Raw genomic sequence first — 22296 nt, 5'->3', positions numbered from 1 at the left:
CCTTGTCTCTCGGTCGTCAGTCGATCAGGCGTATGTCGAACAGAGCCGCAGCCAGCGAAGGCCACGCGCGCGGTCGGGCGGGGTCGTAGTCCACGACGACCCCTTTGTCGCAGGAGAACTTGATCGGCCCGGGCGCCTTGGGCGGCTCGGACGGCCCGGGTGTCGGCACCGAGCCACCGCCGCTTCCCGACTCCCCGGGTTTGACACGGCAGCGAGGAACGATCTCCGCTGTCGCGTCCGCCTCGCCGCGCCTGCCACTCGTTCCGGGGACGACAGAGTCCCCCACCGTTCCGTTCGTCATCGACCGGACGCTGAACCGGGTGCCCGACCGGCTGCACGTCGCCGTCGTCGCGTCGTTCATGGCGGCGAAGTCCTGCGCCGCAGCGCAGGCTCCGGCGGAATGGTCGAACCGATTGCCTAGCAGGACCTGCTCCCAGTCCTCCGGCGAGAGCGTGGCGAGGTCGATCCCGGGCAGCAGGCTGTCCCTTCCCTCGCGCGCCGCCGCCAGCGCGGCGGCGTCCGCAGCCCCCTGCGCATTGCTGCGGACGATCGCCGCCTTGCCGATGGTGAAGTACGCCAGAGCAGCGAAGAGGAGACCCGCCACCACTACGGCGTAGATGGGGAAGGCTTGACCGCGGTCACCGCCGAAACGGCGCCATGTCACTTGCCTGCCGTGATACTCGCGACCGCAGCAGTGATCTTGGTCGTGATGGCCTGGCCGATGCCGGTACCGATGATCGCACCGATGATCACGACGACCACCAGGATGATCCCCAGGTACTCGAATGCCGTCTGGCCTCGATCCCTCGCACCCTTGCCCTCGTACCGCTTGCGCATCCTCGCCACGGTCTTCTGCAACATGGGGGTTCCCTCCCGGGCCGGTACCGCTGTCGATCTGCGGACCGTACGGCGAGTCACCAGTCGTAACCAAGGGTCCCGGGACCCAATTACGGACCCACTGCGCACTCTGTCTACCCATGACCGGTGACTCCTGGACGGGCAGTTCCCAGCCAGCGGGCTATCGCCTCGCTGCGTGTGGCGCTCCGGAGCTTCGCGAAGATGCGGTTGATGTGGTTCTTGACCGTCTTCTCGCTGATAAAGCAGGCGGCTGCGATCTGCTGATTATTCATCCCGGACGCGATCAGATCCATGATCTCCACCTCCCGGGAACTCAGCCCGAAGACAACAGAGTTGTGCATCCGCTCTGAAGACTGTGCCACAACTCGTTGCGGATGCGAAGAGGACCGGACCTCCGCGAGGAGCGCACTGGCCGCTGTCGGGGTGAAGTGGGGGCGGCCCAGCGGGGCATCGCGTACCGCCCGGAGCAGCTCATCCGTCGTGAACTCGCCGTGCACGAGATACCCGCCGGCACCCAACAGCAAGGCCTCACAGATGATTTCGGCTTCCTTGCTGTACGTCAGCATCAGCACGGGAGCCATCTGCACCAGGTGCGGCAGCGCCGAGATCCCGTCCACCCCCGGCATCCGCACGTCCAGCAGGATCACGTCCGGAGCGTGCCGGCGGGTCAGGCTCAGCGCCTCGCGCCCGTCCGCCGCCTGCGCTATGACGTCGAGGTCCTCGGCCGCGCACACAAGGGCCGCCAGGCCCGCGCGGATCACCGGATTGCCGTCGGCGATGAGCACGCTCAGTCTCGCCATGGCTCAGCCGCCCCCGAACAGCGCGGCGAAGTCGACGTTCGCGCCGTAGACAAAGCCGCAGACGAGGAGGATGAGCGTGCCCGGCAGCATGAACATGGTCACGGCGAACGTCGCCTTCGGGACGGCCCGGGCCGCGCGCCTGCGGGCGTTCTGGGCGTCCGTCCGCCGCATGTCCTCCGCGATCGCTATCAGCGTGTCCACGATCGGGGAGCCGAGCTCCTCACCTTGCTGGAGGGCCGTCACGAACTGCGCGACCTGTTCGCTGTCATTGCGTCGCCGCAGCTCGTCGAAGGCCTGGCGGCGGCTGACACCCATGTCCATCTGCTGGAGCGTGATACGGATTTCGTCCGCCCACGGGCCCTCGTACTTGTCCGCCACCCGGGCCAGCGCCTGCCGGAAGCCCAGCCCGGCGCTCACCACCACGGCGAGTACGTCAAGGAAGTCGGGCAGGGTCCGCTCGATGTGGTCACGGCGGATCCGGATGGCCGACCACAGGCCGACCTCGATCCAGAACAGCCCGAAGGCCACCATGAGCAGGGCGGCGACCAGCTGCCCGTTGATCAGCATGGAGAAGGCGCCCACGGCGCCCAGGGCCCCGTACACCGCCCGCCGGGCCGCGTAACGGTCGATCGTCAGGCCGGCCGGGTTGCCCGCCATGTCGATCTGGCGGCGCTTGCGCGCGACCCTGGCCGGACCCATCGTGTTGAGGACCAGTGGCGCCCAGCGGATACCCATGCGGTCGACGAGCGAGCCGACCGCCGTGGTGCGAGTGGCTCCCACCTCAAGGGCGAGCGCCAGGTCGCTGGGCAGTTTCACGTCCGCGCGGTAGAGGCGGATGCCGTGGAAGGCCCCGAGGACCGACAGGGCCACGGCGAGTGCGAGAAGGAGTCCGATCATCGTCCCGTCCGCCCCCTCACACGTCGATCTTCGACAGACGGCGGATGAGCAGGAACCCCAGGGCGAAGAGACCGAGGGCGATGAGCACGGCCGTCTGGCCGAGGAACGCGCCGGTCATCCGGTCCAGCGCGCCCGGCATCATCAGGTCGACCAGCAGGAGCGAGCCCAGCCCGAGGGACGGTACGAGGTACGCCGTCACCGTCACCTGGGACAGCTGCGTACGGATCTCCCTGCGGGTCTCCTTGCGCTGCTCCAGCGTGACCGTCAGGTTGCGCAGGCTGTCCACGATCGCGCCGCCCGCGCGGGCCGACAGGACCAGGGTGGAGACCAGTACGACGAGCTCACGGGACGGGAGGCGTTCGGTGAGCTCACCGAGGGACTCCTCGATGGAGTGGCCCACGGCGAGCCGGTCCGCGACGCGGGCGAGTTCCTCGCCCGCGGGGGCCTCCAGCTCCTCGGCCGCGATGCCGATGGCCGTACGCAGGGCCAGCCCGGCCTGGGTGGCGTTGGCCAGGATGCGGGCCAGGTCGGGGAGTTGGTTGATGAAGCGCTCCGTGCGCCGTGCCCGCTGCCAGTTGAGGAAGGCGTTCGCCGCCCAGATGCCGATCGTGCCCGCCACCGGCCCGAAGAACGGTGCGAGGAGGGAGGACGCGACGAGCCAGACGCCCACGATCGAACCCAGCATGTAGACGAAGAACTCGCCCGGCGTCAGGTCCAGGCCGGTGGTCGCCAGTTTCAGCTCGATGCGGCGGCCGAGTTTCGTCCTGCGCAGCCGCCGGTCGACCGTGCGGAAACGGCGGCGCCGCCCCAGGGGCTCCGGCATACCGCTCGCCGCGAGCCGCTCGATCAGCGCGGCGCGCTGGGCGCGGCCGGCCATGTACGCCTGAAGACCGGCGACGACGAGCACGCAGGTCAGCAGGGTGGCACCGAGGGTGGCGAGGATCAGTGGGTTCACAGGGCGGTCCGGGTGATGCGGGCGGTGAGGGGGTCCTCCGGCGCGACGCCGAAGGCCTGCGGGATGGGCTGGTTGTTCATGTAGAGGCGTTCTGCGATCCGGCGGGGCAGCGGGTAGTACTCGAAGTAGCCGTGCACACGCCCGTCCGCGCCCATGGGCTGGGCCCCGAAGCGGCACACCGTGGTGATCCGGAAGGGTTCGCGGCCGTGCGATTCGAGGACGGAGATCTCGGTGATGCGGCGCGAACCGTCGCCGAAGCGGGTCAGCTGCACGATGACGTTCACGGCGCTGTTGATCTGGTCCTGAAGGGCTTCGAACGGAATCTCCACCTCTGACATGGAGGCGAGGGTCTGCAGGCGCATCAGGGCGTCCGCGGAGCTGTTGGCGTGGACGGTGGCCAGGGAGCCGTCGTGGCCGGTGGACATCGCCTGGAGCATGTCGAGGGTCTCGCCGCCGCGGACCTCGCCGACGATGATGCGGTCGGGGCGCATGCGCAGGGAGTTGCGGACCAGGTCGCGGATGGTGATCTGGCCCTTGCCCTCCACGTTCGGCGGGCGGGACTCCAGGCGGATGACGTGGGCCTGCTGGAGCTGGAGTTCGGCCGAGTCCTCGATGGTGATGATGCGTTCGCCCTCCGGGATCAGGCCGGAGAGGGCGTTCAGCAGCGTGGTCTTGCCGGTGCCGGTGGCTCCCGAGACGATCACGTTCATCTTCGCCGCGACCAGGCCCGACAGGAGCAGGAGCATCTGCTCGTCGAGCGAGCCGAGGGCGATCATCTCGTGCAGGGTGAAGGCGCGCGGGAAACGGCGGATGGTGAGGGTGGCGCCGGTCAGGGAGAGCGGCGGGATGATGACGTTCACGCGCTCGCCGCTGGGCAGCCGGGCGTCGACCATCGGATTGGCCTCGTCCACCCGCCGGTTGACGGTGGAGACGATGCGCTCGATGGTCTGCATGAGCTGCTCGTGCGAGGCGAAGCGGATGGGGAGCTGTTCGACCCGGCCGGCGCGTTCCACGTAGATGTGGTCGGGTCCGTTGACCATGATCTCGGAGATCGAGGCGTCCTCGAGGAGCGGTTCGAGGACGCCGAGCCCGAGGGCCTCGTCGACGACACGGCGGATCAACTGGGCGCGCTCGACCGTGGAGAGGACCGGTCCTTCACGGCTGATGATGTGACCGAGTACGCGTTCCAGGCGCGCCCGGCGCTCGGCGGGCGCGAGCGCGGACATCTCGGCGAGGTCGATCTCCTCCAGCAGCTTGGCGCGGTAGGAGGAGACCAGCCGGCCGTCCTCGCGCGGGCCGTGCCGGTCTTCGGGGGTGTTGACCCGGGAACGCAGGCTCATGGTCCGGTCACCTTCGGGTCGTCGTTGGGCATGACCGCTATCGCCACCGCGGCATCGAGGCGGAGCCCCGGCACGATGGCGTTGATCTTGATGGTCACCGTTGCTGTCACCGCGTCACCTCCGGGCGGCACGGAGACGTCCGCGTCGAGCCCCTCACGTATGGCTGCCCGTCCGGCGGCTTCCCCCCTGCCGGGGTGTTGGGCCTCCACCCGGGCCGCCGTACGGGCGGCCGTGTCCGCCTGCTCATGGACGTACGCCACCCAGCCCAGCTGGATCCCGCAGAGGGCGACGAACAGCAGAATCGGTACGAAGCCGATGTACTCGATCGCCACTTGGCCCCGGTCGGAGCGCATTCGCCGTTTCACGTCAGTCCTCCTCTCTCTCCATGGCCGCGCCAGCCGTGCCGTCGATGGCGCCGAAGCCGAGTCCCGGGAAGAACACGGGGATCTGAAGCGTGACCTTCGCCTTGTAGATGTCCCCCGACGCTCCGCAGTCGCTGGTCATCTTCCAGGTGGTCGCGATGTGCTCGCCCGCAGCCGACGTGCACGCGCCGTCCCCGCGCACCGCCCCCGCCCGCGCCGCCTCGTCCGCCGCGTTCCCCGCCAGGGAGAAGGCGTACCCGATCAGTACGCACTCCCACACCGCCGCCACGAGCAGCAGGATCAGCGGCACCGTGCCCACGAACTCGATCGCCACCTGGCCCCGGTCCCCGCGCGCCGGTCTGCGGGCGGGCATGCGTCAGCCCTCCCGGCCGCGGCGCAGGCGGGCCACCGGGCCCGAGGCGCGGACCGCCAGTGAGGCGCCCGGGGTGGCGGTCGCCGTGGACGGGGCGGCGGTGTCCGGGGTCGACAGGAGGCCGAGTTCGCCGGCCAGGGTCCACAGGGCCTGTTTGACCGTCGAGCGGTTGTCGAGGTCCTGGACGCGGCCCGCGTCCACCACGGCCTGGAGTTCCTTGAACGCGGCCGGGACCGGGGTGCGGGTGGCGCGGGTCTTGGTGATCTTTTCGATCAGGGCGGGCTGGATCTCCGTGTGCTTGCTCCAGCGGTTGACGACCATCGCCGTGTCCTCGGCCTTGCGCACCTGGAGGCGTTCCCACATCCTGACCATCCGCTTCGCCGCCCGCACCGCGACGACGTCCGGGGTGGTGACCAGGACCGCCACGTCCGCCATCTCGACGGCCGCCGCGTTGGCGCCGGTGACCTGGGTCCCGCAGTCGATGACGACGAGTTCGTAGCGGCTGCGCAGGGCTCCGACGATGTGCCGGGCCGCCCGGTCGTCGACCTCCTCGCCGCGTTCGCCGTCGGCCGGGGCGAGGAGCAGCGCGAGGCCCGAGGCGTCGTCGTAGACGGCGTCCTGGAGGACCCGGGGCGAGATGTCCTGGATCCCGGCGAGGTCGGCGACCGAGCGCCGGAACTGCACGTCGAGGTACGAGCCCACGTCGCCCGCCTGGAGGTCCAGGTCGACCAGTGCGGTGCGCCGTCCCGAGGCGGCCGCGGCCAGCGCGAACTGCACGGCGGTGAAGGTGGTGCCCACGCCGCCCTTGGCTCCGGTGACGGTCACGACCCGTCCGCCCGGGCCCGTGAAGACGTCGGCGGCGGCGCCCCTGCCGAGGTGGCGGCGTACGCCCACGGACCACTGGGCGGCGGCCTGGACGCGGGCGGCGAGTTCCTCGTAGGAGAGCGGGAGGCCGATCAGGCCGCGCGCGCCCGAGTCCATGGCGGCGGAGAACAGTCCCGGGCCGGCGTCCGAGGAGACCAGGACGACGCCCACCGCCGGGAAGCGCAGGGCGACCTCCCGGATGAGCTCCAGGGCGGGGACCGGGCCGATCCGCTCGTGGACCAGGACGACCTCGGGGAGTTCGTCGATGGATTCGGCGGCGAGGCGGGCGAGGGTGTCCAGGAGCGTGGTCGCGTCGGGGACGGGGGCGGCCGGCTCGGCGGCCGGGAGCTGGCTGAGCAGGGTGACGATGGCGCGCGCGGCGTCCGGGTCGCCGACCGCGGGGAGGATTCGGGTGGTCATCCGGGCCTCACCTGTCCCCGTCGAGGGTGTACGTGCGGTCGCCCGGGGCGGGCGCCGAGTCGGTGCCGGGGGCCACCAGGGCCAGGCGTACGTGCTCCGCGAAGGACTCGGCGTACGCGACGCGCTGGGTGTCCTTGGTGCTGAGGGCGAAGGTGATCGGGACGGCCTCGGCGGGGCCCTTGCGGTCGCTCTCCTTGTCCAGGGCGGTGAGCTTGCCGACGCCGAGGACCCGGGCGTTGGCGACGATGATCACCGACCGGGAGGGGTCGGTGTCCTTGGCGCCCTTGAAGGTGGCGATGATGTTGACCTTGGCGCCGGAGGTGATCTTTCCGGCCACGCCGGTGGCGGCGTCGATCATGATGGCGATCTCCTGCTCACCGGGCTGCAGCTGCGGCCGGTCGACGAACATGTCCGCCTGGAGCAGCGAGCCCTTCTTCAGGGTGGTGAGCGCGATCTTGTCCTTGAGCGCGCCGAGGTCGGAGACCGCGGTCTCGGACAGCCACCGTCGGGGGATCCTGACCTCCTCGAACTGCCCCGCCGACAGCGGGCTGTACGGGGCTATGTCGCCCTTGGCCCGGTACGCGACGACCTCGGCGCCGACCTTGGAATTGACGTCGCCGATCACCACGAGGACTCCGGCGAAGGCCCCCAGTGCGCACAGGACCGACAGGAGCAGCAGGATGACGCCGCGGCGCTGGCGTGAGTTCATGGGCCTTACCTACCTCGCCGTTCTTCATTCATTCGTACGTTCGAGTGATCAGGGTCTGGAACGGGCGGTGCTCGTGGGCGGCGGCGGTGCGGTGAGCGGCGCCGCGCAGAAGCCGCAGCGGTCGCCGATGAGTTCGAGGCCGCACCAGCGGCACTCCTCCCGGCGGACCGAGGCGACCAGCTGGTAGAGCACGGACAGGTCCGGGATGCCGGCGGCGAACTCGACGATCTTCTGGGTGCCCCACCAGCCGGGGGACGCGGCGGGCAGCGGGTTCTCCATGACGCCCTGCACCTGCCAGGCGGGGGCCAGTTCGGCCGTGACCCAGTCGGAGGTGAGCTGGCCGCGGGCGAAAGTGAGGTGCGTGGCGAACTCGGGGCCGGCCGGCAGCACGCCGCTGCGGGGGCCGTGGGCGCCCTGGGTGCCGCCGCTCAGTTTCGCCAGGTGCGGCTTCGGGTGGGCCATGACGGCGAACTGCGCGCTCGGCGACCAGGACCTGGCGTGTGCGCCGAGCCCGACGGGGACCCGGACCCGGTCGAGTTTGGCGACCGAGCCCAGCAGCGCGCCCGCGTAGATGTAGTGGGACAGCAGCCGGGCCGCGGAGGCGATGATTCCGGGGCTGAAGTCGCAGACGCTGAGCTGGCGCAGCTGACGCACCAGCAGAGCGGTTCCCAGGGGCGGCAGATCGATGCCGAGGAGCGCTATCCGGTCGGTTTCCAGGATGGCGCGTACGGTGTGCAGCCGCTGGACGGTGGAGCGCGGGAGCCACGGCGGCACGAGGGCCACGAGGTGGCCGTGCCGCTCCAGCAGGGCGCCCGCCTCGGCGAGCGCGGCCTCCAGGTCGAGCTGCTCGGGCGGGTGCAGTAACGCGGCCCCGGGCGTGTGCCGGTCAGGGGCCGCAAGTACCAGATCGGCGCTGGTGACAGCGATGGCGGTCGGCACGCGAATTCCCCCGTTCCCCCACGTTCGCCCCGTGCGGCGCCGGCAGTCCAGCTGCCGGGCGCGCGCCCTGCGCGGAACTCGATGCGGACTCGACGCGGACCTTCACAATTCCGCGCCCGCGGTGCGCGCCCGCACTGCGCGACGGCATCCGATCGCCCCGCTCCCCCCTTGCCCCAGCACCATATCCGCGTCACCCCTGGCAGGGCAGGGCCTTGCGGATTCCCGTGCTGACGGCACGGGTCACAGGTGGCGGAAACCCGGACAACAGGGATCGCATAGCGGGCCATTTCAAGCCACATCGCAAAGACTCTTGACACGGAGATTGGTCTGGACCAACTTGGCAGCGCACGCCTTGAGTCGGACCACCCACGGACGCACCCACGGACCCACCCCACTCGGTCCGCCCTTCCCCACGCCCCTTCCTCCCCCCACCGGAGCCCACGTGAACCGCATACGCTCCCTCGTCCTCCCCATCGCCGTCACCCTCACCGCCGGTGCCCTGTCCGCCCTGGCCGCCGGTACCGCACAGGCCGCGGACGTGAACGTCGCCCGCAACGGCGGCTTCGAGTCGGGTCTCGCCAACTGGTCCTGCACCGGCGGAACCGGCGCCTCCGTCTCCTCGCCCGTCCATTCCGGATCGGGCGCCCTGAAGGCGACCCCGGCGGGCCAGGACAACGCCCGCTGCAGCCAGACCGTCACGGTCAAGCCGAACTCGACGTACACGCTGAGCACGCAGGTCCAGGGCAGCTACGTCTACCTCGGCGCGACCGGGACCGGCACCCAGGACGTCTCCACCTGGACCCCCGGGTCGGGCGGCGGCTGGCAGAAGCTCTCCACCACCTTCAGCACCGGCCCCGGCACCACCCAGGTCACCGTCTACACGCACGGCTGGTACGGCCAGCCGGCCTACTTCGTCGACGAGTTCAGCGTCTTCGGTCCGGACGGCGGCGGCGGCACCGACCCCGGCCCGTCCGTCCCCGGCGCCCCGGCCGGGACGGCCGTTTCCGGACAGAGCGCGAACGCCCTCACCCTTTCGTGGAACGCGGTCGGCTCGGCCACCGGCTATTACGTGTATCAGGACGGCGTCCGCGTCGGAACCGTGACCGGCGGCGCCGCCTCCACCCGGATCACCGGGCTCGCCGCCTCGACCTCGTACTCCTTCCAGGTGAGCGCCTACAACGCGGCGGGCGAGGGCCCGAAGTCCGCCCCCGTGACCGGCACGACCACCGGCACCGACCCGGGCCCGGGCCCCGGCCCGGCCGTCCCCAAGCACGCCCTGACCGGCTACTGGCAGAACTTCAACAACGGCGCGACCGTCCAGCGGATCTCCGACGTCTCCGCGCAGTACGACATCATCGCCGTCTCCTTCGCGGACGCCACCGGCACGCCCGGTGCCATCACCTTCAACCTCGACTCGGCCGGCCTCGGCGGCTACACGGTCGCCCAGTTCAAGGCCGACATCGCCGCGAAGAAGGCGGCCGGCAAGTCGGTCATCCTCTCGATCGGCGGCGAGAAGGGGACCATCTCGGTGGGCGACTCGGCCTCCGCGAACAACCTCGCGAACTCCGCGTACGCCCTGATGCAGGAGTACGGGTTCACCGGGATCGACATCGACCTGGAGAACGGCCTGAACCCCACCTACATGACGCAGGCGCTGCGCTCGCTGTCGTCGAAGGCGGGCTCCTCGCTCGTCATCACGATGGCCCCGCAGACCATCGACATGCAGTCCACGCAGGGCGGCTACTTCAGGACGGCGCTCAACATCAAGGACATCCTCACCGTCGTCAACATGCAGTACTACAACAGCGGCTCGATGAACGGCTGCGACGGCAAGGTCTACTCCCAGGGCTCCGTCGACTTCCTCACCGCACTCGCCTGCATCCAGCTGGAGGGCGGCCTCGACCCCTCGCAGGTGGGCATCGGCGTCCCGGCCTCCCCCAGCGGCGCGGGCAGCGGCTACGTGTCCCCGACGATCGTCAACAACGCCCTGGACTGCCTGACCAGGGGGACGAACTGCGGCTCCTTCAAGCCGTCGAAGACCTACCCGGGGCTGCGCGGTGCGATGACCTGGTCGACCAACTGGGACGCCAAGGCGGGTAGTGCTTGGTCGAACTCGGTGGGTCCGAAGGTCCACGGCCTCCCGTAGGCGGTACGTGTGGGGGTGGCCGGATCGGTTCGGCCGGCACAGCGTGTCCTTGACCGGGACATGCCACGAGAGCACGCTGTGCGCGTCCGCACGGCTACCCCCACACTCCCCACCCAGGAGAACGCATGCGGCTCCATACCCGCCGAAGGGCCGCCGTCACGGCGGCCCTGCTGGCGCTCGCGCTGGGCGCACCCGCCTACGGCATGAGCGCGACGGCTTCCCCTCCGCCCACCCCTTCCACGGCCACCCAGGACGAGGCGATCGTCCAGTACCGGATCCACGGCCCCTCCACCGCCACCGACCGCACCGCCCTGCTCCGGACGGGCGTCTCGATCGACGAGGTGGACGACCACACGGTCGTGGTCAGCGCCGACACCGTGCAGGCCAAGAAGCTCAAGGAGCTGGGCTACCGGCTGACCGCCCTGCCCGGGCCCCCGGACCGCTCCCTGCCCGGTGTCGCGGCGAGCCCGATGGACTTCCCCTCGGCGGACTCGAGGTACCACAACTACGCCGAGGCGACGGCGGAGATCAACCAGCTCGTCGCGCAGTACCCCGCGATCGCGAGCAAGCGGGTGATCGGGAAGTCGTACCAGGGCAGGGACCTCTTCGCCATCAAGATCAGCGACAGCGTCGCGACGGACGAGGCCGAGCCCGAGGTGCTGTTCACCGCCCACCAGCACGCGCGCGAGCACCTGACCGTCGAGATGGCCCTCTATCTGCTCAAGGAGTTCACCTCCAAGTACGGCACCGACTCCCGGGTCACGAACGCGGTCAACGGCCGCGAGATCTGGATCGTCCCGGACCTCAACCCGGACGGCGGCGAGTACGACATCGCCACCGGCTCCTACCGCTCCTGGCGCAAGAACCGGCAGCCGAACTCCGGCTCCTCGTACGTCGGTACGGACGAGAACCGCAACTGGAACTACAAGTTCGGCTGCTGCGGCGGCTCCAGCAGCAGCAAGAGCTCCGAGACCTACCGGGGCGCGTCCGCCGAGTCGGCGCCCGAGGTGAAGGTCGTCGCGGACTTCGTCCGCAGCCGGGTGATCGGCGGCAAGCAGCAGATCAAGGCCGCCATCGACTTCCACACCTACAGCGAGCTCGTCCTGTGGCCCTTCGGCTACACCTACAACGACACCGCCCCGGGCCTGACCGCCGACGACCTCGCCGTCTACAAGAAGATCGGCACCAGCATGGCGGCCAGCAACGGCTACGCGCCGGAGCAGTCGAGCGACCTGTACATCACGGACGGCACGATCGACGACTGGCTGTGGGGCAACCAGAAGATCTTCTCCTACACCTTCGAGATGTACCCGGAGAGCGGCGGCGGCGGCTTCTACCCGCCGGACGAGGTCATCGACCGCGAGACCGCGCGCAACAAGGACGCGGTGCTCCAGCTGCTGGAGAACGCGGACTGCATGTACCGCTCGATCGGCAAGGAGGCCCAGTACTGCGCGGCGCCGTGACCGGGTGCGGCGTGTGAAAGGGGGCGCCTCACCGCCAGGGGGGCGCCCCGCCCGCTTGTCCGGCGGTCTGCCTCAGCCGAGGACGGCGAGCGCGTCGATCTCGATGAGCAGCCCTGCCGGCAGGCCCACGTACACGGTGGTGCGGGCGGCGGGGGCCTCCTTGAGGCCCTGCTCCTCGAAGTAGGCGTTGTAGATGCCGTTCATCTCGGCGAAGTGCCCGGTGTCGGTGAGGTAGACGCGGATCATCATCACGTCGTCCCAGCCCGCGCCGCCGGCCTCCAGCACGGAACGGACGTTCTCCAGCGTCTGCAGGGTCTGCTCGCGCAGCGTGGGCCCGGCAGGGGTGGGCGGCTGCCCGTCGACGTGCGGGAGGAAGCCGACCTGCCCGGCGACCTGGAGGATGTTCCCCTTCCGCACGCCGTGCGAGAACCTCGCGGGCGGGGTGGTGTGGGTGTCGGGCGTGATGGCGGTCTTCCCGGTCATGTTCTGCCCGGTGGTGTTCTTCCCGGTCGCGTTCTGCTCGGTCGCGTTCCGCTCGGTCACGTGCTCTCCTGTGCTCCTGAGTAGTCCTGGCTGATGGCTTCGGCGGTACGCAGCACCTGCGGCAGCAGTTCGAGCAGCCCCTCGGCGGCGAGGACCACACCGGGCGCGGACACCGACAGCGCGGCGACGACCCGCCCGTCCGGCCCGTGCACGGGCGCCCCGAGGCAGTTGATGGACTCCTCGTGCCCGCCGAGATCGGTGGCCCAGCCCTGCTCCCGTACGAGGTCCAGCTCGCGCAGGAAGGCCGCCGCGTCCGGGGTCGAACGGGGGGTGTAGCGCGGGAACTCGATCCGGTCGGCGAGGGCCCGTCGCTCGGCCTCGGGCAGGTCGGCGAGGAGCAGCTTGGCGACGGCGGCGACCGTGAGGGGCACGGGCCTGCCGATGCGGGAGTACATGCGGACCGGGTAGCGGCTGTCGACCTTGTCGACGTACACGACCTCGTCGTCCTGGTGCAGGGCGAGGTGGACGGTGTGCCCGGTGGCCCTGTTCAGCTCCACGAGGTGGGGGTGCGCGATCTCCCGGACGTCCAGGTTCTCGATGGCCTCGGCGGCGAGGGCGAAGAGCTGGGCGCCGAGGCGGTAGCGGCCGTCGGGCTGGCGGTAGACGAGGCCGTGGTCGTGCAGGGTGCGCAGGAGGCGCAGGGCGGTGCTCTTGTGCACGCCGAGCGCGTCGGCGACCGCGCCGAGGGTTGCGGGCCCCTGGGCGAGCAGCGGCAGGATGCCGAGGGCCCGTTCCACGGACTGGCTCATGCCGCCTCCTTCGCTGACCGTCACCACGACCACCGGCTCCGCCGGCGCACCGTCCGCACGTTGACCCGCCGTCACCGGGGATGTTAGACAGCGTGCAGCGGCACACGCAATGACCGTTGCACATCGCGCAACCCGGAGGTACGTATGGCCAGCGACAGCGACCCCGTCAAGGACCTCGCCGACGAACCGGTCGACCACCGGTTCAAGGGGCTCCCCCCGGACGCCCAGGCCCACGGCCTCACCGTCGGTCAGCTCGCCGCCGAGCGCCGCGACCTGCACACCGGCGGCTTCACCACCCCCGTCCTGACCCTCGACGCGGACGCGCTGGAGCACAACCTCACCGCGCTCGGCACCTACGCCGCCCGCCACGACCTGGCCTTCGCCCCGCACGGCAAGACCTGCATGTCCCCCCAGCTCTTCCGGCGTCAGCTGGAGCACGGCGCATGGGGCATCACCGCCGCCGTCCCTCACCAGGCCCGCGTCTACCGCGCCTTCGGCATCCAGCGGATCTTCCTCGCCAACGAGCTCGTCGATCCGGCCGCCCTGCGCTGGGTCGCCGACGAGCTCGCCGCCGACCCCGGCTTCCGCTTCGTCTGCTACGTCGACTCCGTACGCGGGGTGCAGCTCATGGACCGCGCCCTCCGGGGCCGGACACCCGCCGCCCGCATCGACGTCGTCGTCGAGCTCGGCGCCGGCGAAGGTGCCCGTACGGGGGCCCGTACCGACGAGGACTGCCGCGCCGTCGCCGACGCCGTCGCCCGGACCACCACCCTGCGCCTCGTCGGCCTGGGCGGCTACGAGGCCGAGGTACCCGGCGCCGACCCGGACTCCGTCCACGCGTACCTGCGCCGCCTCACCGCGCTGGCCGTCGAGTTCGACAAGGCAGGCCGCTTCCCGGCGGACCTCGACGAGATCGTGGTCAGCGCCGGCGGCTCCGCCTGGTTCGACGCGGTCGCCGACGTCTTCGCCGAGCTCCCGGAGCTCTCCCGGCCGGTCCTCAAGCTGCTCCGCTCCGGCGCGTACGTCTCCCACGACCACGGCTGGTACACCCGCCTGACCCCCTTCAACCGGCACCCCGACGAGGGCGGCCTGCGCCCGGCGTTCCGGCTGTGGACCCAGGTCGTCTCCCGCCCCTCCCCCACCCAGGCCTTCGTCAACGCGGGCAAGCGCGACATCGCCTACGACCTGGGCCTGCCCGAGGCCGAGCTGGTCCGCGACGCCCTCACCGGCGAGGAGCGCCCCGCCACCGGCGTCCGCGTGGTCAAACTGTCCGACCAGCACGCCTGGCTGGAGACCGACTCGGCCGAGGACGTGCAGGTCGGCGACTGGGTGGCGCTCGGCATGTCCCACCCCTGCACGATCTTCGAGAAGTGGCCGCTGATCCCGGTCGTGGCGGCCGACGGCACCGTCACCGACTACGTCCGCACCTTCTTCTAGGCACCGGCCGGTGGACCTGGTCATCCGGGGGGCCCGCGTCGTCGACGGCACGGGCGGGCCCTCGTACACCGCCGACGTCGGCGTCCACGAGGGCCGGATCGCCGGCATCGGCAGGTTCCCGGGCGGCGGGCGCCGCACCCTCGACGCGCACGGCCTCGCCCTCGCCCCGGGCTTCGTCGACATGCACGCCCACAGCGACCTCGCGCTGCTCCGCGACCCGGACCACGGCGCGAAGGCCGCACAGGGCGTGACCCTCGAAGTCATCGGCCAGGACGGCCTGTCGTACGCGCCCGTCGACGACCGCACCCTCGGCGAGGTGCGGGCCGCGATCGCCGGCTGGAACGGGCCCGGCGGCGACGTCGACTTCGACTGGCGCACGGTCGGCGAGTACCTCGACCGGCTGGACCGCGGCATCGACGGCGAGGGCATCGCGGTCAACGCCGCCTACCTCGTCCCCCAGGGCACGGTCCGCGCGTACGTCCTCGGCTGGGACGACCGCCCGGCGACCGCGGCCGAGCTGGACCGGATGCGGCAGCTCGTCGCCGACGGCCTGGCCCAGGGCGCCGTCGGCCTGTCCTCCGGCCTCACCTACACCCCCGGCATGTACGCCACCGGCGCCGAACTGACCGAGCTGTGCCGGGTCGTGGCCCGGTACGGCGGCTACTACTGCCCGCACCACCGCAGTTACGGCCACGGCGCGCTGGCCGCCTACGCCGAGATGGTCGCGCTCGCCCGGGAGGCCGGCTGCGCCCTGCACCTCGCGCACGCCACCATGAACTTCGGCGAGAACCGGGGCCGGGCCCCCGAACTGCTCGCCCTGCTGGACGCGGCCCTGGCCGACGGCGCCGACATCACCCTCGACAGCTACCCGTACACCCCCGGCTGCACCACCCTCGTCGCGCTCCTCCCCGGCTGGGCGAACGAGGGCGGCCCGGAGGCGGTCCTCGCCCGGCTGCGCGACGGCACCCAGGCCGAGCGGATCCGCCGCGCGCTGGAGGTCGAGGGCTCCGACGGCTGCCACGGAGTGCCCGTCGACTGGTCGACGATCGAGATCTCGGGCACCGCCGACCCCGCCCTCGCCCCGTACGTGGGCACCCGCGTGGCCGACTGGGAGAGCGCCCGCAGGCTGCTGCTCGCGGACCGGCTGGCGCCGACGATCCTCCAGCACGTCGGCCACGAGGAGAACGTCCGGGCGATCATGCGCCACCGGGTCCACACCGGCGGCTCCGACGGCATCCTCCAGGGCGCGAAACCGCACCCGCGCGCCTACGGCACCTTCCCCCACTACCTGGGCCGCTACGTGCGCGAACTCGGCCTGCTCTCCCTGGAGGAGTGCGTGGCGCACCTGGCCGGCCGCCCCGCGGCGCGCCTGCGACTGCCCGACCGGGGCCTGGTCCGCATGGGGTACCGCGCCGACCTCGTCCTCTTCGACCCGGACACGGTCGCGGCCGGGTCCACCTACGAGCGGCCCCGGATGCTGCCGAGCGGTATCCCGCACGTCCTGATCGACGGACGCTTCGTGATGCGCGACGGGCGCCGGACGGACGTGCTGGCCGGACGGGCGGTGCGCCGAACCGCCCACGATCTTCGGTAAATCCGACATCTACGATGGTCGGCATGGTCGCCTTCGCCCTTGCCGCCCTGCTCTTCCTCGCGTTCTGCGTAAGCGTCCGGCAGGACCGGCGACGCTTCAGCAACGCCGTGCTCCTGGGGCTGACTTTCCTCAGCCTGTTCTCCGCACTCTTCCTCCAGGTCGGCAAGCTGCCCACCTGGGCGGCCGTCACGGTCGCCGTGCTCGCCTTCGCCTCACCCGCGTTCGCCACCCTGGCCCTGGGCGTCTTCCTCGTCCGCAACGGCCTGATCATGATCCGCAAGGAGGGCTTCCGGCCGGCCAACCTGCTGTCGATGCTCGCGGGCCTCGCGATCTTCGCGCTGATCGCGCTGCTGGTCCTCGTCGGCGTGGTCGGCTCCCCCCTCCTCGGCGGCATCGCGGGAACGGTCACCGTGGTCGCCGGCTACGTCTCCTTCGTCTTCTTCTGCTTCCTCGGCTACGCCTTCCTCTACGGACGGATCAAGGTGCGCGGCGACGTCCACCACGTGGTCATGCTGGGCTCGGGCCTCGTCGGCGGCGACCGCGTGCCGCCCCTGCTGGCGTCCCGTCTGCGCAAGGGGCAGCAGATCTACGAGGCCCAGCTGGCCCGGAGCGGCCGGCCGCCGTTCCTCCTCGTATCGGGCGGCAAGGGCTCGGACGAGAAGGTCGCCGAGGCCCGGGCGATGGCGGACTGGCTGATCGCGCAGGGTGTGCCCGAGCAGCACGTCGTGCTGGAGGACCGCTCCACCACGACCGAGGAGAACATGCTCTTCAGCCGCGAGATCATGACGGCCCACGACCCGGCCTACAAGTGCGTGGTGGTCACCAACAACTTCCACGCCTTCCGGGCGGCGATGCTGGCCCGCAAGACCGGCGTCAACGGGCAGGTGCTGGGCTCCCCCACCGCGAAGTACTACTGGCCGAGCGCCACCATCCGCGAGTTCGTCGCGGTCTTCTGGGAGCACCGGATCGTGAACCTGTCGATCTGCGCACTGCTGACCGTCTTCGGCGCGCTCGGCACTCTGGCGGCGGTCCTCGTCTGACCCGTGCGCACGCGAAGGTGCCGTGACTCCCCCCTTGGCAGTCACGGCACCGGTCCGCGCGTTCGCGCGCGGGGCTGGATGGGTCCGGGCGGGGCGGGCTCTGCACCCGCCGCACCGCTACGCCGCTACACCCGCTGCCACAGCGCCGGGACGTTCGGCGGCTCCCAGCCCGTCTGGGCCTGGTGCCCCTGGATGCAGCGGTAGGTCGCGCCGCCGTGGGTGACCGTGGCACCGGCCGCGTAGACGGTGCCCGCCTTCCAGGTGCCGCCCGGCTCGGGCTCGCCGGGACCGGGGCCCGGGCCCGGGTCGCTGCCGCTGACCTTGAGGGTGAGGCCGTACGCCGACAGGATCGGGTTCAGCGGCTGGAAGAAGGTGGTCCCGCCGCTGGAGCAGTTGCCGGAACCTCCCGAGGTGACGCCCTGCGCCTGGCTCCCGGAGATGTACGAGCCGCCCGAGTCGCCCGGCTCGGCGCAGACCGTCGTACGGGTCACGCCGGAGATGGTGCCCTCGGGGTAGGTGACGCTCGTGCCGTGCTGCTGGATCGTGCCGCAGTGCCATCCGGTGGTCGATCCGGAACGGCACACCGAGGCCCCGACCGGCTGCAGCACCGAACCGGTGACCTGCACGTTCGCGCCGCCGCTGCCCTTCACGTAGGGGGTCGCGGTCCACTGGGCGTCGGCGGCCACCCAGGCCATGTCGTTGCCGGGGAAGACCGAGGCCTGGAAGGAACCCTGGGCGACCTGGTTGAAGCCGCTGGTGGTGGTCCCGGCCCGGCCGCAGTGCCCGGCGGTGGCGAAACCGTTCGTGGAGCCCTTGGTCACGGGGAAGCCCACGGAGCAGCGGCCGCTGCCGTTCATGTAGTACGCGTCCCCACCGCGCAGGTCGTACAGCGGGCGCGGGGCCTCGGCCGTACGGACCACCGTGACCCGGTCGGCGTCGGTCCCGGTGGCGGCCAGCAGCGCGGCCGCCGCCCCCGCCTCGGTCTCCTCGACGACCAGGGTGTTGGAACGCGGGTCGACGTAGCGGACCGGGGTCGCGGGGCCGGCGGCCCGGTCCAGTGCGGCCCGGTCGGCGTCCAGGTCGGCCAGGGTGCGGGTGACCAGCTTCGCCCGGGCCCCGGTGGCCCGTATCGCGGCGGTGTCGGCGGTCCGGGTGGTGGCCACGGTGAGGGTACCGGCGTCGGCCCCGTCCACCCAGGCACCGGCGAAGGCGGCGCCGAGCCGGTCCCGCAGCCGGGCGGCGGTGGCCCCGGCCTCGGCCTCGTGGGCGAGGCGCGCCTTGGCCTGCGTGGGGGTCAGGCCGAGGTCGCGCTGCATGGCGGCGAGCAGCTCGGGCGGGGCTTCCGCGGTGCGCAGGGTGGCCGCCGCGGAGGCTGCGGCGGGGGCGGAATCGGCGGTGGCGCCGCCGGTCCCGGCCAGCAGCAGCCCGGCGGCGGCCAGGGCGGTACACGCCGCGCGGGCGTGTCGCTTGAGCATGGGGGATCTCCTCGGTTTCCGGTGGGGTCTGCGGAAACCGTAGAAATCCGAACCGCCTTGCGGGAGCTGCCGGTTGGCCCTTCCCTCGGTGTTATGCCCGGGGCCCTCCGGCGGCCCGCCCGCGGTCGAAGTGCGTTCATGGGGCGGCGGTCGCAGGATGGGGCCAGGGGAAAACCGTAGGAGGTACGCGATGGTCAGTGAACCCGACGAGCAGCCCACACGGTCGGACCGCCTCTTCACGGGCGGGGAGCGGCCGTACGACCCCGAGGACCTCGTGATGGCGACGGGCCACGACCCGACTCCGGAGCGGGTCGAGAAGGCTCGCATGCTGATCGAGAAGGAGGGCCCGCAGGTCATCGAGCGCTATCTGCCGTAGGTGCCCGGTACTCGGGTCACCCGGGTACCCCTGCACCCGGCCACGCCGGTACACCCCGGTACTCGCCGGTACTCGCCGGTACTCGCTTGTACTCAGGTACGGCCCGCGGCTTCAGCGCGATACGAATGCTGCCGAAGCTCCGCCCCGGGGTCGCGCCCCGGGGCGGGGTCGTCCGCTGTCCGGAGCCCCGGCGGCAGCCCGCCGGCTGATCCGGCCAGCGCCTGCGCGTGCGCGGCCCGGGCGTGCTCCAGTACCTCCGCGGCCCGGGCCGCCGCGCGCGCCGCGGGATGCCACCCCAGCAGGTGCCGCCACATCAGCGGAGTCCCGGCGAGCGGCCGCGTGACCACCCCCGGGGTCACCGGGAAGGTGGCCCGGCACAGCCCGACGGCCCGCCCCACCTGCACCAGGTGAACGCAGGAGGCGGTGTCGGTCTCGTAGACGCAGGCGGGCGTGAAACCGGCGCGCACGCAAGCCGCGGCGAAGCAGTCGCCGAAGCACCCGTCGCCGGGGACGTCCGTCCAGGCCTCGGCGGCCAGCTCGGCGAGCTCGATCTCCGCACGCGGGGCCAGGGCCAGCGGATGGTCCTCGGCGAGCATCACGTGCACGGGGTCGCGCGCCACCTCCATCCAGGCCAGCCGCCCCGGCTCGGGCGGCGCGCTCTCCCCGCAGACCCCGACCAGCGCGAAGTCCAGCCGCCCCTCGGCGACGCTCCCGGCGATGTCCCTCTCGGACCAGGAGGTGTACGTGGTGACGGGCACCCCGGGCTCCTGGCGCGCGAGCCGGTCCACGAGCCCGCCGAGCAGCGGCCCGTGCGTGCCGCCGAGCCGGTGGCCCGGCGTCCCCTGCCGGGCGAACCGCTGGGCGTCCTCCTGCAGCTCGCACACCGCGGGCAGCAGCACCCTGGCCCGCTCCAGCACCAGCTCCCCGAGCGCGGTGGCCCGTACGCCCTCGCGGCCGCGCACGAACAGGGTCCCGCCCAGCGCGCGCTCGATGCGCTTCAGCTGCGTACTGAGCGCGGGCTGCGCGAGGCCGAGCGCGGTGGCGGCCCGGGTCAGGCTCCCGGCGTCGGCGACGGCCCGGACGATCTTGAGGTGCCTCAGCTCCAGATCCATACCACGAGCTTGGTCCAGACCTGTAGGCGTGCGCTACGGGTCGTGCGCATCCAGAATCGTTAATGCTCGTTAGCCGCAGGGGGGACACAACCCTAAGGACAGGAAAATGCACGCACTCGACGTCGACTGGGAGCACCCCACCGACCCGCGCCCCGGCCCACGGCTCGACCACGTCCGCGCCTACGTGACCACCGCCGGAGCCGACGGGCACCTCTGGCACGGGGTCCCCACCCTGCTGCTCACCACGCTCGACCGCGACAGCGGCCGCACCCTGCGCACCCCGCTGATCTACTGCGAGGACACGGGCCGCCACCTCGTCCTGGCCTCCGCGTACGGCGCCCCGGAGCACCCCCGCTGGTACCGGAACCTCACCGCCCACCCGGAGGTCCGCCTCCAGGTCGGCGCCGCCTGCTTCACGGCGCAGGCGCGCACCGCCACGCCCGGGGAGCGGGAGATGTACTGGGAGATGATGACGGCCCTGTGGCCCCCGTTCGAGGACGACCGCGCCGCGGCCCGGCCCCGCGAGATCCCGCTGGTGATCCTGGAACGCACCGACTGATCCGCCGCCCACACCCGCCGACACCCGCGCCCGCCGAGAACCCTCGGGCACGCGCAGGCACACGCAGGCACGCACGCGCAGGCGCACTCAGGCCCGCTCAGAACGTCGCCGCGGCGACCGCACTGTAGGTGCGTCCGCCCGCCACGAACTCGCCCAGCGGGACCATCCCGAAGCCGTCGACGTGCACCTTCCACGACGGCACGTTCCCGGCCTCGATGAAGGCGACCACGGCTTCCGCGCGCTCCGAGGCCGCCGACACGGCCATGGTGAACAGCGCCCGCGCCACGCCGCGCCCCCGGTAGGCGGAATCGACCACGACGGGCCCGTAGAGCAGCCACCGCGCCTCGGCCAGCGGCCGCCCCTGCCACTCCAGGTCGACCTGCGCCCGGAGCAGACCCGCGACCGGCGGCGGCGGATCGGCCAGAGCCGCGGGCGAGCAGAGCGCCAGGAGGCCGGCGATCCGGCTCGCGTCGTCCGCGACCAGCAGCTCGCGCGCGCCGGCCATCGCCCGCAGCGCACCGACGTCGAACCGGCCCTGCACGAAACCCTGCTCCGCCCGCTGCCGTTCGGTCAGCGCGTCATGGTGGTTGGCGGCGAAGAGCTCCGCCATGGCGGGCGCATCGGCCTCGGTGGCATACCGGTACTCCATCCCGCGATCGTGCCACGCCCCCACCGCCGGGCCCCGCCCCCGACACCGGAGCCTCCGGGTGACAGCAACACACATCGCCTCCCACCGCCCCCGCCTCGCCCCGACGTCCCGACGCCCCACCGCCTCACCCTGCATTGAACACGTTCAAATCATCTGGCAGGATGGCCGTCGCCGACCCCGCCCCACCGGCGGGGAACGCGGATCCGGTCCGGAGGTCAGTGCGCCGTGCTCATCGCCTTCCTTCTCTTCCTGATCCTGGGTGCGATCGTGACCGTCCTCCCGGGCGCCCTTCTGGGATACGGCTGCGTCGCGGCGAGCGGCAGCATGTCGCTCGGGGCCAGGATCGCGCTGCTGCTGTTCACGGCCGGGGCCTCGGCAGCGACGTGGCTGATGCTCGTAGGGATCTCGCACATGTGGCGGCCGGCCGCCGCGATCCTGTCGTTGGCCGCGACGGCCGCCTCGGGAGCCCTGTTCCTCACGATCGACACCTACAAGCGCCGCGCCCCCCGCCGGCCGCACCCGGCGTGGCAGGTCCGCAACTGAGACGGGGACTGCGGGGGGCGGGGTCCACGGGGCCGGTGGTCAGGGACGCGTATGGGGGTTTCCCGTCAGTCTCATCGTCTCTCCGTGTCGTGC

The 22296-nt window shown here is 71.8% G+C and carries 24 protein-coding genes; 8 read left to right on the top strand and 16 right to left on the bottom strand.

What is annotated here, in order from left to right:
* Window positions 1-16: 16 nt before the first annotated feature.
* From IE257_RS36670 to IE257_RS36620, 11 genes are all read right to left on the bottom strand, one after another.
* Entirely contained in the window at window positions 17-664 is a 648-nt protein-coding gene (locus IE257_RS36670; RefSeq protein WP_189974250.1) for a pilus assembly protein TadG-related protein, read from the bottom strand.
* On the bottom strand, window positions 661-861 hold the full coding sequence (locus IE257_RS36665; protein WP_189974248.1) for a hypothetical protein: 201 nt from the start codon (window positions 859-861) through the stop codon (window positions 661-663). Before IE257_RS36665 ends, IE257_RS36670 begins: the two co-directional genes overlap by 4 nt.
* Window positions 862-971: 110 nt before the next feature.
* Window positions 972-1658 carry a response regulator gene (locus tag IE257_RS36660; protein ID WP_189974247.1) on the bottom strand — a complete coding sequence of 229 codons (687 nt, stop codon included), beginning with the start codon at window positions 1656-1658 and terminating at the stop codon, window positions 972-974.
* A 3-nt stretch (window positions 1659-1661) separates the two neighbouring features.
* Window positions 1662-2552 carry a DUF5936 domain-containing protein gene (locus tag IE257_RS36655; RefSeq protein ID WP_189974291.1) on the bottom strand — a complete coding sequence of 297 codons (891 nt, stop codon included), beginning with the start codon at window positions 2550-2552 and terminating at the stop codon, window positions 1662-1664.
* A 19-nt stretch (window positions 2553-2571) separates the two neighbouring features.
* Window positions 2572-3510 carry a type II secretion system F family protein gene (locus IE257_RS36650; protein WP_189974245.1) on the bottom strand — a complete coding sequence of 313 codons (939 nt, stop codon included), beginning with the start codon at window positions 3508-3510 and terminating at the stop codon, window positions 2572-2574.
* A complete protein-coding gene (locus IE257_RS36645) occupies window positions 3507-4850 on the bottom strand; it encodes a TadA family conjugal transfer-associated ATPase (protein ID WP_189974243.1) in 1344 nt (447 codons plus the stop codon). The genes IE257_RS36650 and IE257_RS36645 overlap by 4 nt, the downstream gene beginning before the upstream one ends.
* Window positions 4847-5215 carry a TadE/TadG family type IV pilus assembly protein gene (locus tag IE257_RS36640; protein WP_229920880.1) on the bottom strand — a complete coding sequence of 123 codons (369 nt, stop codon included), beginning with the start codon at window positions 5213-5215 and terminating at the stop codon, window positions 4847-4849. The genes IE257_RS36645 and IE257_RS36640 overlap by 4 nt, the downstream gene beginning before the upstream one ends.
* A 1-nt stretch (window position 5216) precedes the next feature.
* Window positions 5217-5585 carry a TadE/TadG family type IV pilus assembly protein gene (locus IE257_RS36635; protein ID WP_189974240.1) on the bottom strand — a complete coding sequence of 123 codons (369 nt, stop codon included), beginning with the start codon at window positions 5583-5585 and terminating at the stop codon, window positions 5217-5219.
* A 3-nt stretch (window positions 5586-5588) separates the two neighbouring features.
* A complete protein-coding gene (locus IE257_RS36630) occupies window positions 5589-6869 on the bottom strand; it encodes a CpaE/TadZ family protein (protein ID WP_189974238.1) in 1281 nt (426 codons plus the stop codon).
* A gap of 7 nt (window positions 6870-6876) precedes the next feature.
* Window positions 6877-7578: a Flp pilus assembly protein CpaB gene (gene cpaB / locus IE257_RS36625; RefSeq protein WP_189974236.1), complete on the bottom strand. Its 702-nt coding sequence runs from the start codon at window positions 7576-7578 to the stop codon at window positions 6877-6879.
* Window positions 7579-7626: 48 nt separating this feature from the next.
* The gene (locus IE257_RS36620; protein WP_229920879.1) at window positions 7627-8517 is read right to left on the bottom strand and encodes a hypothetical protein; all 891 of its coding nucleotides are present in this window, start codon (window positions 8515-8517) and stop codon (window positions 7627-7629) included.
* 442 nt (window positions 8518-8959) lie between these two features.
* Between IE257_RS36620 and IE257_RS36615 the strand changes: the two genes are divergently transcribed.
* Together IE257_RS36615 and IE257_RS36610 are read left to right on the top strand one after the other, a co-directional pair.
* On the top strand, window positions 8960-10663 hold the full coding sequence (locus tag IE257_RS36615; RefSeq protein ID WP_189974234.1) for a chitinase: 1704 nt from the start codon (window positions 8960-8962) through the stop codon (window positions 10661-10663).
* A gap of 125 nt (window positions 10664-10788) precedes the next feature.
* Window positions 10789-12126, top strand: coding sequence for a M14 family metallopeptidase (locus tag IE257_RS36610; protein ID WP_189974232.1), 1338 nt, complete (start codon window positions 10789-10791; stop codon window positions 12124-12126).
* Between the two features lie 72 nt (window positions 12127-12198).
* On the opposite strand, the gene IE257_RS36605 is transcribed toward IE257_RS36610, so the two are convergent.
* Both IE257_RS36605 and IE257_RS36600 read right to left on the bottom strand, forming a co-directional pair.
* Complete coding sequence (locus IE257_RS36605) at window positions 12199-12609, bottom strand: RidA family protein (RefSeq protein ID WP_189974285.1); 411 nt, start codon at window positions 12607-12609, stop codon at window positions 12199-12201.
* 56 nt (window positions 12610-12665) lie between these two features.
* Window positions 12666-13418 (bottom strand): IclR family transcriptional regulator, encoded by a 753-nt coding sequence (locus IE257_RS36600; protein WP_189974230.1) that lies wholly within the window; start codon window positions 13416-13418, stop codon window positions 12666-12668.
* Window positions 13419-13562: 144 nt separating this feature from the next.
* On the opposite strand from IE257_RS36600, the gene IE257_RS36595 reads away from it, so the two are divergent.
* From IE257_RS36595 to IE257_RS36585, 3 genes are read left to right on the top strand one after another with little or no spacing between them, the layout of a single operon-like run.
* Window positions 13563-14855: an amino acid deaminase gene (locus IE257_RS36595; protein WP_189974228.1), complete on the top strand. Its 1293-nt coding sequence runs from the start codon at window positions 13563-13565 to the stop codon at window positions 14853-14855.
* A 10-nt stretch (window positions 14856-14865) separates the two neighbouring features.
* Window positions 14866-16449 (top strand): N-acyl-D-amino-acid deacylase family protein, encoded by a 1584-nt coding sequence (locus IE257_RS36590; protein ID WP_189974226.1) that lies wholly within the window; start codon window positions 14866-14868, stop codon window positions 16447-16449.
* A 23-nt stretch (window positions 16450-16472) separates the two neighbouring features.
* The gene (locus tag IE257_RS36585; protein WP_189974224.1) at window positions 16473-17489 is read left to right on the top strand and encodes a YdcF family protein; all 1017 of its coding nucleotides are present in this window, start codon (window positions 16473-16475) and stop codon (window positions 17487-17489) included.
* Between the two features lie 125 nt (window positions 17490-17614).
* Here the strand turns inward: IE257_RS36585 and IE257_RS36580 are convergent, their stop codons facing one another.
* On the bottom strand, window positions 17615-18964 hold the full coding sequence (locus tag IE257_RS36580; RefSeq protein WP_189974222.1) for a carbohydrate-binding protein: 1350 nt from the start codon (window positions 18962-18964) through the stop codon (window positions 17615-17617).
* Window positions 18965-19154: 190 nt separating this feature from the next.
* On the opposite strand from IE257_RS36580, the gene IE257_RS36575 reads away from it, so the two are divergent.
* Complete coding sequence (locus tag IE257_RS36575; protein ID WP_030385746.1) at window positions 19155-19340, top strand: hypothetical protein; 186 nt, start codon at window positions 19155-19157, stop codon at window positions 19338-19340.
* A 92-nt stretch (window positions 19341-19432) separates the two neighbouring features.
* Here the strand turns inward: IE257_RS36575 and IE257_RS36570 are convergent, their stop codons facing one another.
* Complete coding sequence (locus tag IE257_RS36570) at window positions 19433-20452, bottom strand: LysR family transcriptional regulator (protein WP_189974220.1); 1020 nt, start codon at window positions 20450-20452, stop codon at window positions 19433-19435.
* A 106-nt stretch (window positions 20453-20558) separates the two neighbouring features.
* Between IE257_RS36570 and IE257_RS36565 the strand changes: the two genes are divergently transcribed.
* Window positions 20559-21011, top strand: a complete 453-nt coding sequence (locus tag IE257_RS36565; RefSeq protein WP_189974218.1) for a nitroreductase/quinone reductase family protein — start codon at window positions 20559-20561, stop codon at window positions 21009-21011.
* Between the two features lie 97 nt (window positions 21012-21108).
* On the opposite strand, the gene IE257_RS36560 is transcribed toward IE257_RS36565, so the two are convergent.
* Window positions 21109-21660: a GNAT family N-acetyltransferase gene (locus IE257_RS36560; RefSeq protein ID WP_189974216.1), complete on the bottom strand. Its 552-nt coding sequence runs from the start codon at window positions 21658-21660 to the stop codon at window positions 21109-21111.
* Between the two features lie 225 nt (window positions 21661-21885).
* Here IE257_RS36560 and IE257_RS36555 point away from each other — a divergent pair, with 225 nt between their 5' ends.
* Window positions 21886-22203 carry a hypothetical protein gene (locus IE257_RS36555; RefSeq protein ID WP_189974214.1) on the top strand — a complete coding sequence of 106 codons (318 nt, stop codon included), beginning with the start codon at window positions 21886-21888 and terminating at the stop codon, window positions 22201-22203.
* Window positions 22204-22296 lie beyond the last annotated feature (93 nt).

The sequence above is a fragment of the Streptomyces avidinii genome (genome assembly GCF_014650695.1).
In the GTDB taxonomy this organism is placed as follows: Bacteria; Actinomycetota; Actinomycetes; order Streptomycetales; family Streptomycetaceae; genus Streptomyces; species Streptomyces avidinii.
Note: the sequence above shows the minus strand (reverse complement) of the source record. Positions and strands in the feature narration are given on the sequence as shown.

What these genes read in the sequence shown, in the direction of transcription:
- IE257_RS36665 (WP_189974248.1), bottom strand. Translation starts at nt 861, where the DNA reads ATGTTGCAGAAGACCGTGGCGAGGATGCGCAAGCGGTACGAGGGCAAG.
- IE257_RS36660 (WP_189974247.1), bottom strand. Translation starts at nt 1,658, where the DNA reads ATGGCGAGACTGAGCGTGCTCATCGCCGACGGCAATCCGGTGATCCGC.
- IE257_RS36645 (WP_189974243.1), bottom strand. Translation starts at nt 4,850, where the DNA reads ATGAGCCTGCGTTCCCGGGTCAACACCCCCGAAGACCGGCACGGCCCG.
- IE257_RS36635 (WP_189974240.1), bottom strand. Translation starts at nt 5,585, where the DNA reads ATGCCCGCCCGCAGACCGGCGCGCGGGGACCGGGGCCAGGTGGCGATC.
- IE257_RS36630 (WP_189974238.1), bottom strand. Translation starts at nt 6,869, where the DNA reads ATGACCACCCGAATCCTCCCCGCGGTCGGCGACCCGGACGCCGCGCGC.
- cpaB (WP_189974236.1), bottom strand. Translation starts at nt 7,578, where the DNA reads ATGAACTCACGCCAGCGCCGCGGCGTCATCCTGCTGCTCCTGTCGGTC.
- IE257_RS36610 (WP_189974232.1), top strand. Translation starts at nt 10,789, where the DNA reads ATGCGGCTCCATACCCGCCGAAGGGCCGCCGTCACGGCGGCCCTGCTG.
- IE257_RS36605 (WP_189974285.1), bottom strand. Translation starts at nt 12,609, where the DNA reads ATGACCGGGAAGACCGCCATCACGCCCGACACCCACACCACCCCGCCC.
- IE257_RS36600 (WP_189974230.1), bottom strand. Translation starts at nt 13,418, where the DNA reads ATGAGCCAGTCCGTGGAACGGGCCCTCGGCATCCTGCCGCTGCTCGCC.
- IE257_RS36595 (WP_189974228.1), top strand. Translation starts at nt 13,563, where the DNA reads ATGGCCAGCGACAGCGACCCCGTCAAGGACCTCGCCGACGAACCGGTC.
- IE257_RS36585 (WP_189974224.1), top strand. Translation starts at nt 16,473, where the DNA reads ATGGTCGCCTTCGCCCTTGCCGCCCTGCTCTTCCTCGCGTTCTGCGTA.
- IE257_RS36580 (WP_189974222.1), bottom strand. Translation starts at nt 18,964, where the DNA reads ATGCTCAAGCGACACGCCCGCGCGGCGTGTACCGCCCTGGCCGCCGCC.
- IE257_RS36575 (WP_030385746.1), top strand. Translation starts at nt 19,155, where the DNA reads ATGGTCAGTGAACCCGACGAGCAGCCCACACGGTCGGACCGCCTCTTC.
- IE257_RS36570 (WP_189974220.1), bottom strand. Translation starts at nt 20,452, where the DNA reads ATGGATCTGGAGCTGAGGCACCTCAAGATCGTCCGGGCCGTCGCCGAC.
- IE257_RS36565 (WP_189974218.1), top strand. Translation starts at nt 20,559, where the DNA reads ATGCACGCACTCGACGTCGACTGGGAGCACCCCACCGACCCGCGCCCC.
- IE257_RS36560 (WP_189974216.1), bottom strand. Translation starts at nt 21,660, where the DNA reads ATGGAGTACCGGTATGCCACCGAGGCCGATGCGCCCGCCATGGCGGAG.